This window comes from Ideonella lacteola (assembly GCF_038066555.1).
In the GTDB taxonomy this organism is placed as follows: Bacteria; Pseudomonadota; Gammaproteobacteria; order Burkholderiales; family Burkholderiaceae_C; genus Ideonella; species Ideonella lacteola.
On the sequence record NZ_JBBUTG010000011.1, the window covers coordinates 33,553 to 47,022 of the forward strand.

Consider the following 13,470-nt stretch of genomic DNA (forward strand, 5'->3'; position numbering starts at 1 on the left):
GGCGGTGCAGCCGTAGGCCGCACCGCATTGGGCTCGTGTCACGTGGGCCGATGGCCGATGCACGCGCCGCGGCACACCACGGTGCGTGCGCGCGCGATGCGCAGGCATCGCATGACAAGGCGGCACTGAAAAGCAAAACGGGTTAGCTCCGTGAAGAGCTAACCCGTTGCTTGTGTTGGCGCGGCTGGCAGGATTCGAACCCACGACCCCTTGGTTCGTAGCCAAGTACTCTATCCAACTGAGCTACAGCCGCTGAGCCTCGCAGTATAGCACGGCTTTTTTCTTTGTCGCAATCTTCTTTTTGAGAACCTCTTTTTTCCGGCGCTCACTCGATCGCGGCAGCACGCTGATCATAGTTCAATGCGTGCTCTTCCTGGCCCTCTTCGCGAGCAATTGCTGCAAGGCAACGCAAAGCCTGGCGGCGCACCGGTGCCGGCAGCACCGACGCGGAAGCGGTTTGCTCCAGCGGACGGCGTGCCTTGCCCCAGAGCTGTCGATCGGCGAACGCCATGCCCGCCGCCGCCACCAAGGCAGGCTCGTGACCGTGCACGGCAAGGGCGGCTTCGATGCGAGGCAGCCAATCGCTGCCCACCCCGGGGGCACATTCGATCAGCGCCAAGGCGAGTTCACGGCGATCGTCGGCATTCGCTGTGGCGATGGCATCCCACGCAGGCTGAAGCCACGTGCGCCCCTGGTCGGCATGCCCCATCGAGCGGGCTCTCTTGGCAGCGCGGGCCACGACAAAGGCATCACGTCGGTCATCGGCATCCAGGTGCGACCACACGCGGCGCAGTTGGTCGATGTCAAACGCTTGATCGATGGCTTCGATGGCGAGCGAGCGCAGCAGCGATTGCGCGGCAGGCGCGGAGAAGCCCTGATGCTTCGCCAGCAGTCGCGCCGTTTGCAGGGCATCGAGCGGGCGGCGCTGCAAGCGTGCAGCCTGCAGTTTCAGCCGCAGTGCCTGCGTGCGCCGAGCCACCCCAGGGGGCAACTCGGCGAGCAAGGCCAGGCCACGTTCAGCGTCGCGGTCCTCCAGCGCCCATTCGGCGCTGATGAGTTGCAACCCATCGAACGCGGTGCTGCTGCCCAAGCGGCCGCGGACCAGCGCAAGCGCGCGGTTGACATGCTCGTCGCGGCCGCGTTTGTCCTGCATGCGATGCAGGCCCGAGGCCGCGATCATCTCCGCCAGCACGGTGAACTGGACATCGCTTTCCAGGCCGCCGGTGATGGTCTGCAGATCGAGGGCTCGCTTCGCGGCCCTGTGCGCCCGCGCGTAGCGCGCAGCAAACAGCTCGGCCAACGCTTCGCGCAGCGCGGCGTTGGTCGCACGCTCACGCTTCTGCTCGCGCCACTCACGCGCGCGGGTTGGCAGGTTGAGCAGCGACTGCACCGCGTTCATCGCCGCGAAGACGATGAAGATCGACGCGAGCACGACGAAGAGGAAGAGGTTGAGCGAAAAATCGACGCGCCAGGTGCCATAGAACACCGACACGAGTGCGTCGTTTCGGCCCAGCACCGTGGCGGTGACCACCGCCGCGGTGAACAACAACACCAGCCAGATGACTGAACGCATGCGGCCCCGCGCCCTTATCGGCCTGCCGAAGCGGCCGCAAGCGCAGCCAGCGTCTCATCGGGCCGGGGCAGGCTGGCTTGGCGAGCCTGGGCGGACACCTGCCGCAACAGCTCGCCGGTTGAACTCACGCGTCGCGACCCCCGGTCGAAGTAGCGATCGAGCGACGTCTGCGCCAGCATCAGATCGCCCTGCGCCTGTTCGAACTGGCGAGACAGCAGCGACAACCGCGCATTGAGCAAACGCAGCTTGAGGTTCTCGCGCAGGAAGTAAGCCTGCTCTGGTGCCAACAGCATGGCCTCGGGTTGATCGATGCGGGTGACCCTGACCAGCGAACGCACCTCGGCCCACGTTTCCGTGGCGATGCGGTTCCAGGCCCGCGCCAGCAGGCCCAGCCAGTCGCCTTGGGCCACACCCGGCATGCCGGCGCCTGCGGCCACGCCAGAGGCAGACAACGCTGGCGCCGCCGGCACGCCAGCCACCGAGACACCCTTGCGCTCGGGGCTCACCAGCAAAGGCAGTTCATCAACCAGACGCACCGCCTCGTCGAGCTTGATCGACAGGCTGGGCACATCGGCCACCGACACCGCACGCACGCGATCAAGATCACGCGCCACCGCTCGACGAACGCGTTCGAGCCGGGGCTGGTTGTAGCGCGCCAAGCGCTCATCGGCCTGCTTCAGCACGGCCACCAACGGCTCTGCGCTGCCCGTGATCGACGACTGCTGCTGGGCCACGCGCAAAGCCGCCTCGACATCGGCCAGCACATTCTCATCGCGCGACCGCGACAAAGACTGGATCAGCTCTTCCACCTGGGTTCGCTGCAGGGCCGACTCCGCCACGCGCGCTTCGAGCAGGCCCAGCTTCGCCGACACATCGGCCGCCGCATCATGGGCTTGGCGAGCCAGCAGCCGAGCCTCGGTGGATTGGTCCTGGCTGTTCTGCTGGCGGCGAACGAGCTCCTGTTCGAGCGATTTCACCCGCTGCTGCGTGCTCCAGACCAGCGAAAAACTGGCCACGCACATGGCCGCCAACGCCAGCGCGCCCAAGGGCCACGGGCCCCGCGAGAGGGCACCCGAGGCGCCGGCCGCAGCCACAGGTGCGGGCACTGGAGGCGGCGGCACAGGCACCGGTTCAGCGGGGGCCGGCACCGGCGATGACGAGGGCAGTTCTGGGGCGTTCACGGTGTGCGGGGATTGTATCGACGGGCCTCAGAGGCCATGGCGGCACGCGGCTTCCGCGCCACAGTGAGGGGCCACCACGGGAAGCACCGCTGAGAGGCCGTGCGCTGCCTGCTCACGTCAGCGCGCCGACGCTTGCGATGGCGCCTGCCCCGGGGCAGGCAGCGTGCCCAAGGCTTCGGCCACTGCCTCGGGCACCGGCCGCACCTCGACGACGTGGCCAAAACCGGCATGGCGCGCTGCCTCGGCGATTCGAGGGTGAGAGGCCAGCGCCACGCTGGCGGCCCAGTCGGCGTGGGGGGCAACGGTGCGCAGATGATCGACCGCCTCTGAGCTGCTGAGCAGCCAGACATGGTCTTGCGGCTCGGCCAGGGCGCGCGCCAGAAGCGCCTGCTCAACCGCGCCCAGCACCGGTGCGCGCCGCTCGTACGACTGAACGAAAGTCACCTCCGCGCCCGCCTCGCGCAAGGTGCGAGCCAGCCAGTCACGGCCGCCTTCGCCCCGAACGATGGCCACCTGCCGGCCCGGCCACGCCACGCGATCCTTCAGCACGCTCCAGAGCGATTCAGAATCAAACTGCGCAGCGTCGGCCGGCGGCGCCACGATCAACGACGCCGGCACACCCGCCCCCAGCAGCACCGTGACCGTGCCCGGGCCGGTGGCGGCGGCCCAGAGGCCTTCCGGCCAACGCCAACCATTGGGCAAGGTTCGGAAGAGGCTCGACGCCGCATTCGGGCTGACAAACATCAGCACCGCGTAGCGGGGTGGCGCGTCGGTGGCCAGGGGTTGCACTTCGGCCGACCACCAGCGGTGCAGGCCCTCAGGATCGGGTGCAGCGCCAATGTCGATCAGTGGCAGCAGTTCGCTGGGCACCCCCAAGGTCAGAAGCTTGCGCTGCCACACCTCGCCCTGGGCGCGCGGCCGGGTGACCAGCGCACAGCGACGCGTGGGCAGCGGCGGCGTCATCCGTTCAGATGCGCGAGGTAGCGCGCTGCGCCTCGCTCACGCAGGTGGGACGCCGCCAAACGCCCCAGCGCCTCGGCCGCATCGGTATCGACCGCTTCGGCCTGCACTTCGGCCGTCAACAGCGGCAGCATGCCGTGTTCAGCGTCACCCAGCGCCACCGCGAGGTGCATCTGCCCGGGGCCGGGCCAAGTCGCATGCGCCGCCAGCGGCACCGAGCAACTGCCTCCGAGTGACCGTGACACCGCCCGCTCGGCGTGGGTGGCCAACCAAGTGGGGGCGTGGCTCAGTTGCGCGAGAGATCGGCGCAGCACCTCATCGTCTTCGCGAATCTCCAACCCCAGTGCCCCCTGCCCCGCGGCAGGGATCATCTGCGACGGCTCGAAGACGCTGCGCACCCGATCGGCCAGGCCCAGGCGCTTGAGCCCGGCCGCCGCGAGCACGATGGCGTCGTAGCCCCCATCGTCCAGCTTGCGCAGGCGGGTGTCCAGGTTGCCGCGCAGCGGCTCGATGCGCAGATCGGGCCGCAAGGCCTTCAACTGCACCACACGACGCAGGCTCGATGTACCCACGCAGGCACGCTGCGGCAACGCCGACAGCGACTCATGGTGGTTCGACACAAAGGCATCACGCGGATCTTCCCGCTCCAAGATGGCGGCCAGCACGAAGCCGGCCGGCAGATCCATGGGCACATCCTTCAAGGAATGGACCGCCAGGCGAGCCCGCCCTTCGGCCAACGCGTTCTCCAGCTCTTTCACGAACAGCCCCTTGCCGCCCACCTTCGACAGGCTGCGATCCAGGATCTGGTCGCCCCGCGTGGTCATGCCCAGCAGTTCGGCGTGCAAGCCCAGGTCGCGGGCCAACAGATCGCGCACATGCTCGGCCTGCCACAAGGCCAGCCGGCTCTCCCGGGTGGCGATGACGACAGGCGAGACGGCAGTGGGGGCGACGGCGGAGGAGTTCGGTGCGGACATGGTACGAATTATCGCCACCCTGGCGGCGGCCAGACGACGATCCTTTCGGCGGTGGCGCAGCGCGCCGGAAGCCTGCTACGATCGACAAGTGGTAATTTGGTTACCACGTCTGGAGCCTTCATGCCGCGCACCACCCGCACCACCGACAAGACCTCCACCGCTGCACCAAAATTGGGCAAATCAGCAGTGAAAGCTGCCGAAAGGAACGACGCGGCAGAGAAAAACAGACCGCTGATGGAAGATATCCGGTTACTCGGAAGAATCCTTGGCGACGTGATCCGCGAACAAGAAGGCCGCGCCGCCTTCGAGCTGATCGAGCGGGTGCGCCAGCTGTCCGTGGCCTACCGGCTGAAGAAGGACGCCTCCGCCGGCCGGGTGCTCGACCGGCTGCTGAAGAACCTGTCCGCCGACCAGACGGTCAGCGTGATCCGTGCCTTCAGCTACTTCTCGCACCTGGCGAACATCGCCGAAGACCGGCACCACGTGCGTCGCCGCACCCACCACGAAGCCGAAGGCCACCTGCAGGAAGGCTCACTGGCCTACTGCTTCGAGCGCCTGGCCCGGGCCGATCACCGAGGCGCCGACATCGCCGCGCTGCTGGAGCGCGCCTACATCTCGCCGGTGCTCACAGCCCACCCCACCGAAGTGCAGCGCACCAGCATCCTCGATGCCGAACGTGCGGTCGCGAGCCTGATCACGCAACGCGACGAGCTGCGCAGCGAGCGCGATCGGGCCGAGAACGAGCAGTTGATCCGCGCCCGCGTCACCCAGCTGTGGCAAACACGCATGTTGCGCACCGCCAAGCTGCGCGTGTCGGACGAGATCGAGAACGCGCTGTCGTACTACCACGCGACCTTCCTGCGGCAGATCCCGCGGATGTACCGCGAAATCGAACAGGCGCTGCCGGGCCATACCGTCCCGCCCTTCTTTCGCATGGGCCACTGGATCGGCGGCGACCGTGACGGCAACCCCAACGTGACGGCCGAGACGCTGCGTCTGGCCCTGTCGCGTCAGTCCGAGACCGCGTTGCGTCACTACCTGACCGAGGTGCACACGCTCGGTGCCGAGCTGTCGATGTCGGCGATGCTGGCGCCGGTGACCGCCGAGATGCAGGCGCTGGCCGAACGCTCGCCCGACAAGAACCCCCATCGCGAAGACGAGCCCTACCGCCGCGCGCTGATCGGGGTGTACGCCCGCCTCGCGGCCACCCTGCACGAGTTGACCGGCACCGAGGCCTTGCGGCACGCCGTGGCCCCGCAGAACCCCTATGCCCACGCCGAAGAATTCGCGGCCGATCTGGCGGTGATTGAACGCTCGCTGCGCTCACACCATGCCGAGGCCCTGGTGGCGCCGCGCCTGGCACCGCTGCAACGGGCGGTGCAGGTGTTCGGTTTCCATCTGGCCACGGTCGACCTGCGACAAAGCTCGGACCAGCACGAGCTGGTGGTGGCCGAGTTGCTGCGGGTCGCCCGCATCGAGCCCGACTACGCCCAGCTCGACGAAATGCAACGCCGCACCCTGCTGCTGCGCCTGCTCGACGAGGCACGAGGCCTGCGCGTGCGAGGGGCCGACTACTCGGCACTCACCCAAGGCGAACTGGCCATCTTCGAGACGGCCGCTGAGATGCGCCAACGCTTTGGTGCCCACGCCATCCGCCACTACATCATCTCGCACACCGAAACGGTGAGTGACCTGCTGGAGGTGCTACTGCTGCAGAAGGAGGCTGGGCTGTTGCAAGGCACGCTCACCGAAGACGCCCGCGCCGCCCTCATCGTGGTGCCGCTGTTCGAGACGATCGCCGATCTGCGCAATGCGGTGACGATCATGCGCGAGTTCTACGCCACGCCCGGCATCACCGAGCTGGTGGCCCGCGGCGGCGCTGAGCAAGACGTGATGCTCGGCTACTCGGACAGCAACAAGGACGGCGGTTTCTTCACCAGCAATTGGGAGCTCTACCGCGCCGAGATCGCGCTGGTCGAGATGTTCGATGCGCTGGAAGACGAGCACGGCATCCGATTGCGTCTCTTCCACGGCCGCGGCGGCACGGTAGGCCGTGGCGGCGGCCCCAGCTACCAGGCCATCCTCGCGCAACCGCCGGGCACGGTGAAGGGCCAGATTCGCCTCACCGAACAAGGCGAAGTGATCGCCTCGAAGTACGCCCACCCGGAAATCGGGCGGCGCAACCTCGAAACGCTCGTGGCGGCGACGCTCGAAGCGAGCCTGCTGCACCCCACCAAGGCAGCGCCGAAGGCCTTTCTCGATGCCGCCGAGGCGCTCAGCCAAGCCAGCATGGCTGCCTATCGCCACCTGGTGTACGACACCGAGGGCTTCACCGACTACTTCTTCGCCGCCACACCGATCCGCGAGATCGCCGAGCTGAACATCGGCTCGCGCCCGGCCTCACGCAGGGCCACGCGCGCCATCGAAGACCTGCGCGCCATTCCCTGGAGCTTCTCCTGGGGCCAGTGCCGCGTCGCCTTGCCGGGCTGGTGCGGCTTCGGCTCGGCCGTCGAGTCGTTCCTGGGTGAAGGCAGTGGCCGCAGCGCGCGGCTGGAGCTGCTGCAGCGCATGCACAAGCAGTGGCCGTTCTTCCGCACGCTGCTGTCGAACCTGGACATGGTGCTGGCCAAGAGCGACGTGCGCATTGCCCAACGCTACGTCGAGCTGGTCGAAGACAAGCGCCTGGGCAAGCGCATCTTCACGGCGATTCGAACCGAGTGGGACAAGACCCATGAGGCCCTCGGCCTGATCACGGGCGAAGGCGACCGCCTGCAAAGCAACCCGGCCCTGGCGCGCTCGATCGAGCACCGGTTCCCCTACCTGGACCCGTTGAACCACTTGCAGGTCGAGTTGATGCGCCGCTACCGCCGGCGGTCCAAGAGCGAAGTGGTGGATTCGGCGAATGATCGCGTGCAGCGCGGCATCCACCTGTCGATCAACGGCATCGCCGCGGGCTTGCGAAACACCGGCTGAGCCCACGAATCGGGCGCTGCCGGGGCCGGCGCTGCTACGGAGGCGCCGCCGCCGTGGCTTGCCGGCGCTGCAGTGCGCGCCGGGCGACCTGCAGCTCGTTGCCGCTGCTCACCAACGCGAAGGCAGCCTCAACGCGGCGATAGGTTTCGCAAGCCTGGGCCTCGGTCATGGGCCCGGCTTGTTCGAGCGCGAAGTTGGTCTCTTCGCCCAGCGCCTCGCTGAGCGCACGCTGCTCTTCGGCCAGCGGGTCAATCTGCTCGGACGGCCAACCGGCCCGACGCGCCAGCCCGATGCCGATGCCATGCTCGATGAGCGTGTCGCCGTGGTCGATCATCAGCCCGGCGATGGCACTGCATTCCTGCCGACGTTGGGCTGCATGGAGCGCGTCCACCGAGCAAAGGCGCGAAATCGCCAGCAAGCCGTTGTTGCCCAGCATGCTGCCCACGCCGACCAGGTCGGCCGCCAAGACCTGGCGATCCACTGGCGACAGCGCCTGCAGGGCCGGGCTGTTCGACAAGGGCATCAGGTCGCTCCAGATCAGCCGGCTGGTGCGCGCCTGCGCGGCCCGTGCCAGCGCCTCGCGCGCGGTGCGGGGATCCGTGCGTTCCAGCGCTTCGGCGGCCACCGCCAGCCACGCCTGCACGTTGTCCGGGTCAACGGCTGCCCAACGGGACGCGGACATCGATGAGCAGGCCGCCGCATGCTCGGGCGGCGCCGTGTCGCACAACTGCGTGGCCAGCGCCGCCAACCGCGGGTCGTTGCTGCTGAGGGCCTCGCTGACGAGCGCCAGGTAGGTTTCGGCATCTGGCGGGCTGTCGACATCGCGCGAGCGCGCGAGCAGCAAGCGCCCCGCGATGCGCTCGAATGCTTCGGACGAGGTCGACAGCAGCTGACCCGCATGGGCCAGTGCCGCGGGACGCAGGCGCCGGAACACTTTGTCGATCGCATCAGCGGGCTGCCCTGCCAGCGCGCGCCATGGCGCTGGACAGCTGGGGTCTGGCACTGCAGCTCGGCTCGCCGCCGAAGAGGGCATGCTGGCCGACGCCAGCACCTGCTCGGGCGCTGCGGCCGGCGCGGTGTGGCGCCCCGGATCGGCCACGCTGGAAAGGGCCTGCACCACTGGCGCGTCGTCCGTCTGCGTCCACCAGTCGTGGGCGGCGAGGCCGGCCAGCAGCAGCGCCGTCACCGTCGCCACCACCAGGATCCAGCGCATCCGCGCGCTCAGGCTGCCGCTCGCCCGGCCCGCACCGTCAACCGGCACGTGCCAGCACCTCGCGCACCTGCGGCAGCTGTCGCCGCGAGACCGCGAGCCACTCTCCCGTGGGCTCCACCTGCACCGCCCAGCTCTCGCCGCCCTCCTCGTGGTCGTTGCCAGGCAGTGCACGGCGCTCCAGCGCCCGCACGGCCGACTTGGCCACGACCATGCTGCGATGGATGCGCACCACTGCATCGCCCAGGCGCTGTTCCAGGTCGCTCAATGCATCGTCGAGCACGTAGCGATGCTTGGTCGTGCACAGCGTCACGTACTTCATCTCGGCCCGCAGGTACACCACCTCGGGCACAGGGATGCGCAGCACGCGCCCCCGGTCGCTCACGACCAGGGTGGGCACCTCCACCGGCAGCATCGCGGCCACGGCCGGTGCCGGCGCACGGCCCAGGCGTTGCTCGACCCGGCCCAATGCCTCTTGCAGGCGCGCACGACGAACCGGCTTGGTCAGGTAGTCGACCGCGTCGATCTCGAAGGCTTGCAAGGCATGTTCGGCGTGAGCCGTCACCAGCACCACCGCCGGCGCGGGCTGCTGGTCGCGCAGCTTGCGGGCCAGGGTGATGCCGTCCATGCCGGGCATGTGGATATCCAGCAGCACCGCATCCACCGTCTGGCGGGCCAGCGCATGCAGGGCTTCGGCGGCACTGCCGGCTTCGTCCACCACCGTGGCCGCGGGTCGAACGCAATCGGCCAGCAGGCTGCGCAGGCGCATGCGGGCCAGGGGCTCATCGTCGACGATCAGTACACGCAGTCGGTCCATGAAATCATTGTCGTTGCAGGCTCACGGTGGCCTCGGCCGTTGCCACCGTCACGGCGACCGTTCAGCAAGGCAATCCGATGCTCACGCGATAGCGGCCATCTTCGGTCAACCCGCTGCGGAAATCTGCATCCAGGTCATGCATCAATCGCAGGCGTTCACGAACGCTTGCAATTCCGATGCCGTGGCCGGGTTTGGAGGGCCCTCGCGCCACGGTGTTCGTCACCGAGATCAGCACCCGGTCGCGCCGGCGACGGGTGCGAATCTCGATGGTGCCGCCTTTGTCGGCCGGCTCGATGCCGTGGCGGACCGCGTTCTCGATCAGCGGTTGCAGGGCCAGAGGCGGCAGCTTGGCCGCGGCGGCGTGTGGGTCCAGATCCCACTCCACATCGAGGCGGCGGCCAAAACGCAGTTGCTCGATCGCCAGGTATCGGCGCGACAACTCGATCTCGGCGCCCACGGTGGTGTCTTGATCGAGCGCCCCCAGCGCGGCGCGGAACAGGTCGGACAGGTCCTCCAGCACCTCTTCGGCGCGCTTCGGGTCGAGCTGCACCAAGGTGATGGCCGTGTTCAGCGTGTTGAACAAGAAATGCGGCCTGATGCGTGTCTGCAGATCGGCCAGGCGGGCCGCGGCGGCGGCCGGCAGGCGTGCGCGTTGGCGCCAGCGCTCCGACTGGAAGATCAGCGCCGCCAGCAGCGCCCCGGTCAACGCCGGTGCGATGGCATGGGTGCTGTGGGCCGGTGCCATGCCCACCGAGGCCATGGGCCACCACAGGGCCAGGGCGGCCACGGCCCCGAGGGCCGACGCCGCCGCCACCTGCACCATCGGCGCGGTCTTGGCAATGAGGTGGCGCGCACCGCACGCCATCAGCACCCACAGCAGCGTGGCCGGCACCGCCACCGCCGCGGCGCTGGACAGCTCGCCCAGCCACGTCGTGAGACTGCGCGCGTCAAACATCAGCCCCACGCCCAGCACCACGATCACGAGCATCATGGCGCGCAGCAGCGTGCCGCTGCGGCACAGCTGCAGCGCTTCGGCCTGCGTGAGATCCGGCGCGGTGACCGCCTCGCGCAGATCGTCGAACAGGGTGCTGGTTCCAGAGTCAGGCATCAGTTTCACGGGCGTGATTCTGGCTGCGCTGCGTGCCAGCGGGCCCTGCCACTTCTAGAATCAGTGGTTTCCCTGATCGCTCCTCCCTCTTTCACCTTCGCACAGGCGTGTCATGAGCAGCAACCAACTCGACAAGAAATCCCAGGCCTGGTCGGCCCTGTTCTCCGAGCCGATGAGCGAGCTGGTCAAGCGCTACACCGCCAGCGTCTTCTTCGACCAGCGCCTGTGGCGAGCCGACATCGAGGGCAGCCTTGCCCACGCCGCCATGCTGGCTCGCCAGGGCATCATCAGCCCGCAGGATCAGTCCGACATCGAGCGCGGCATGGCCCAGGTGAAGGCCGAGATCGAAAGCGGCGAGTTCGTCTGGAAGAGCGAGCTGGAAGACGTGCACCTCAACATCGAGGCGCGGCTGACGCAGTTGGTCGGTGATGCCGGCAAGCGGTTGCACACCGGCCGGTCGCGCAACGACCAGGTGGCCACCGATGTGCGGCTGTGGCTGCGCAGTGAGATCGACCAGATCGCCCCGCTGTTGGCGGACATGCAGCGCGCGCTGCTGGCGGTGGCCTCGCACCACACCGAAACCGTGATGCCCGGCTTCACCCACATGCAGGTCGCGCAGCCGGTGAGCTTTGCGCACCACCTGCTCGCCTATGTGGAGATGTTCGCCCGCGATGCCGAGCGGCTGGCCGATGTGCGCAAGCGGGTCAACCGGCTGCCGCTGGGCGCGGCGGCGCTGGCCGGCACCAGCTACCCGCTGGACCGCGAGAGCGTGGCCAAGGCGCTGGGCTTCGACGGTGTCTGCCAGAACAGCCTGGATGCGGTGAGCGACCGCGACTTCGCGATCGAGTTCACCGCCTTTGCCTCGCTGGTGATGGTGCACGTGTCGCGGCTGGCCGAAGAGATCGTGCTGTGGATGAGCCAGAACTTCGGCTTCATCGACCTGTCGGACCGCTACTGCACCGGCTCGTCGATCATGCCGCAAAAGCGGAACCCGGATGTGGCCGAACTGGCCCGCGGCAAGAGTGGGCGGGTGGTCGGCCACCTGATGGGCTTGATCACCCTGATGAAGGGCCAGCCGCTCACCTACAACAAGGACAACCAGGAAGACAAGGAGCCGCTGTTCGACACGGTGGACACCGTGAAGGACACGCTGCGCATCATGGCCGAGATGGTGGGTGGCGAAGTCGACCCGGCCACGGGCACCCGAACCGGAGGCCTGAAGGTGAAGGCCGAGGCCATGCAGCAGGCTGCCCGCCGGGGCTACGCCACCGCGACCGACCTGGCGGATTACCTGGTCAAGAAGGGCCTGCCGTTCCGCGACGCCCATGAGGTCGTCGCCCATGCGGTGAAGGAAGGCCTGAAGCTCGGCGTCGACCTGTCGGATCTGCCACTGGCCACACTGCAGAGCTTCCACGCCTCGATAGGCGACGACGTGTTCGAGGTGCTGAGCCTGACCGGCTCTCTGAACGCCCGCAACGTGATCGGCGGCACCGCGCCAAACCAGGCGCGGGCACAGATCGAGAGGCACCGGGCAAGGTTGGCGTGACGGGTTCATCCACCATCACCTCCAGGGGGCAGACTCCGATGTTGCGCCTCATTTCAACTTTCGTCGTATTGGCCGCTGCGCTTGGGTCTTCGCAGGCGGCACCGACGGGCGCGCCATTGCCGGGACAATACGTTCGCGGAGACGACTCGGGGACGCTCACCATCCGCAGAGATGAGCAGAACAAGCTTGTCTTCGAGATCGACTCGATCGGCGGGCATTGCCACGAGTGCAAGGTCACTGGCGTGATACGAGGGACCATTGGTTACGCCGACCGCTTGATCGGGGACGAGGACGACTCGAAGTGCGAAATCTCTTTCTCGTCCAACCCATCCTCAGTGGTGGTCAAGCCCATTGCCGAAGATGAGTGTCGAGAATACTGTGGATTTCGAGCCTATTTCGACGGAACCTACCGCCGTCCCTCCGCAACGTGTTCAAGGTCGGGGCGGCAAGCACTGCGCGATCGCTTCCTTCTCTTGTATCGCGCCCATCGCTATCCCCTGGCCACGAGCACGCTTCAGACTCTGATCGGCGAGTGTCGAGAATTCATGGGCTCGATCGAGCTCGACCAGGTACGCAATGACCTGGCTCTCTCGCAATACCACAACGGCGATTTCTCGCGCTGTCTGGAAACCCTCGACGCGACATCCGCAGGAGAAGAGAGGGATGAAGAGGAGCTGATGTCCGTCCTGCAGCCCTGCGACGCTGACAACTACATCGACGTGGCGAAAGCGACTTGGTTCAATAGGGCCCTCTGCAAGAAGGCGATGTCGAAGTTGCGTTGAGATGGCGATGTCCCCCGCCGGGGCTGCCCCGCGTCAACGTGAAGCCGCCCGCTTGCCCAGCCGGCCAGGGTCGCACAACGTGCGTCACGGCCGCACAAACGTCATCGAGACGAAGCGGTCGCCCATGCCGGTGAAGGAAGGCCTGAAGCTGGGCGTCGACCTGTCGGATCTGCCACTGGCCACACTGCAGAGCTTCCACGCCTCGATCGGCGACGACGTGTTCGAGGTGCTGAGCCTCACAGGCTCGCTCAACGCCCGCAACGTGATCGGCGGCACCGCGCCGCAGCAGGCCCGGGCGCAGATCGAGCGCCATCGCGCCCGGTTGGGGTGAGCGGCCACCGGGCCG

General features: G+C 67.7%; 10 protein-coding genes, 1 tRNA gene and 1 pseudogene. 4 read left to right on the plus strand and 8 right to left on the minus strand.

What is annotated here, in order from left to right:
* Window positions 1-176 precede the first annotated feature (176 nt).
* From AACH06_RS17150 to hemC, 5 genes are all read right to left on the minus strand, one after another.
* Window positions 177-253 (minus strand) — tRNA-Arg (locus AACH06_RS17150).
* A 72-nt stretch (window positions 254-325) separates the two neighbouring features.
* On the minus strand, window positions 326-1,573 hold the full coding sequence (locus AACH06_RS17155) for a heme biosynthesis HemY N-terminal domain-containing protein (RefSeq protein ID WP_341426975.1): 1,248 nt from the start codon (window positions 1,571-1,573) through the stop codon (window positions 326-328).
* Between the two features lie 14 nt (window positions 1,574-1,587).
* Complete coding sequence (locus AACH06_RS17160) at window positions 1,588-2,754, minus strand: uroporphyrinogen-III C-methyltransferase (RefSeq protein WP_341426976.1); 1,167 nt, start codon at window positions 2,752-2,754, stop codon at window positions 1,588-1,590.
* A 117-nt stretch (window positions 2,755-2,871) separates the two neighbouring features.
* Complete coding sequence (locus AACH06_RS17165; RefSeq protein WP_341426977.1) at window positions 2,872-3,717, minus strand: uroporphyrinogen-III synthase; 846 nt, start codon at window positions 3,715-3,717, stop codon at window positions 2,872-2,874.
* Entirely contained in the window at window positions 3,714-4,688 is a 975-nt protein-coding gene (gene hemC / locus AACH06_RS17170) for a hydroxymethylbilane synthase (protein WP_341426978.1), read from the minus strand. Before hemC ends, AACH06_RS17165 begins: the two co-directional genes overlap by 4 nt.
* Before the next feature lie 120 nt (window positions 4,689-4,808).
* Between hemC and ppc the strand changes: the two genes are divergently transcribed.
* On the plus strand, window positions 4,809-7,661 hold the full coding sequence (ppc, locus tag AACH06_RS17175; RefSeq protein WP_423222048.1) for a phosphoenolpyruvate carboxylase: 2,853 nt from the start codon (window positions 4,809-4,811) through the stop codon (window positions 7,659-7,661).
* A 34-nt stretch (window positions 7,662-7,695) separates the two neighbouring features.
* Here the strand turns inward: ppc and AACH06_RS17180 are convergent, their stop codons facing one another.
* The 3 genes from AACH06_RS17180 to AACH06_RS17190 form a co-directional block, all read right to left on the minus strand.
* Window positions 7,696-8,922: a hypothetical protein gene (locus AACH06_RS17180; RefSeq protein WP_341426980.1), complete on the minus strand. Its 1,227-nt coding sequence runs from the start codon at window positions 8,920-8,922 to the stop codon at window positions 7,696-7,698.
* Entirely contained in the window at window positions 8,912-9,688 is a 777-nt protein-coding gene (locus tag AACH06_RS17185; RefSeq protein ID WP_341426981.1) for a LytR/AlgR family response regulator transcription factor, read from the minus strand. Before AACH06_RS17185 ends, AACH06_RS17180 begins: the two co-directional genes overlap by 11 nt.
* A 61-nt stretch (window positions 9,689-9,749) precedes the next feature.
* Window positions 9,750-10,796, minus strand: a complete 1,047-nt coding sequence (locus AACH06_RS17190) for a sensor histidine kinase (protein ID WP_341426982.1) — start codon at window positions 10,794-10,796, stop codon at window positions 9,750-9,752.
* 112 nt (window positions 10,797-10,908) lie between these two features.
* Between AACH06_RS17190 and argH the strand changes: the two genes are divergently transcribed.
* From argH to AACH06_RS17205, 3 genes and pseudogenes are all read left to right on the plus strand, one after another.
* Entirely contained in the window at window positions 10,909-12,342 is a 1,434-nt protein-coding gene (gene argH / locus AACH06_RS17195; protein ID WP_341426983.1) for an argininosuccinate lyase, read from the plus strand.
* 38 nt (window positions 12,343-12,380) lie between these two features.
* A complete protein-coding gene (locus AACH06_RS17200; protein ID WP_341426984.1) occupies window positions 12,381-13,124 on the plus strand; it encodes a hypothetical protein in 744 nt (247 codons plus the stop codon).
* Between the two features lie 99 nt (window positions 13,125-13,223).
* Window positions 13,224-13,455, plus strand: a pseudogene (locus AACH06_RS17205) (argininosuccinate lyase); the annotation flags it as partial.
* Window positions 13,456-13,470: the final 15 nt, after the last annotated feature.

Excerpts from the sequence above, each read along its gene's own strand:
- argH (WP_341426983.1), top strand. The coding sequence starts at position 10,909 with ATGAGCAGCAACCAACTCGACAAGAAATCCCAGGCCTGGTCGGCCCTG.
- AACH06_RS17200 (WP_341426984.1), top strand. The coding sequence starts at position 12,381 with ATGTTGCGCCTCATTTCAACTTTCGTCGTATTGGCCGCTGCGCTTGGG.
- AACH06_RS17190 (WP_341426982.1), bottom strand. The coding sequence starts at position 10,796 with ATGCCTGACTCTGGAACCAGCACCCTGTTCGACGATCTGCGCGAGGCG.
- AACH06_RS17165 (WP_341426977.1), bottom strand. The coding sequence starts at position 3,717 with ATGACGCCGCCGCTGCCCACGCGTCGCTGTGCGCTGGTCACCCGGCCG.
- AACH06_RS17185 (WP_341426981.1), bottom strand. The coding sequence starts at position 9,688 with ATGGACCGACTGCGTGTACTGATCGTCGACGATGAGCCCCTGGCCCGC.
- AACH06_RS17155 (WP_341426975.1), bottom strand. The coding sequence starts at position 1,573 with ATGCGTTCAGTCATCTGGCTGGTGTTGTTGTTCACCGCGGCGGTGGTC.
- ppc (WP_423222048.1), top strand. The coding sequence starts at position 4,809 with ATGCCGCGCACCACCCGCACCACCGACAAGACCTCCACCGCTGCACCA.
- hemC (WP_341426978.1), bottom strand. The coding sequence starts at position 4,688 with ATGTCCGCACCGAACTCCTCCGCCGTCGCCCCCACTGCCGTCTCGCCT.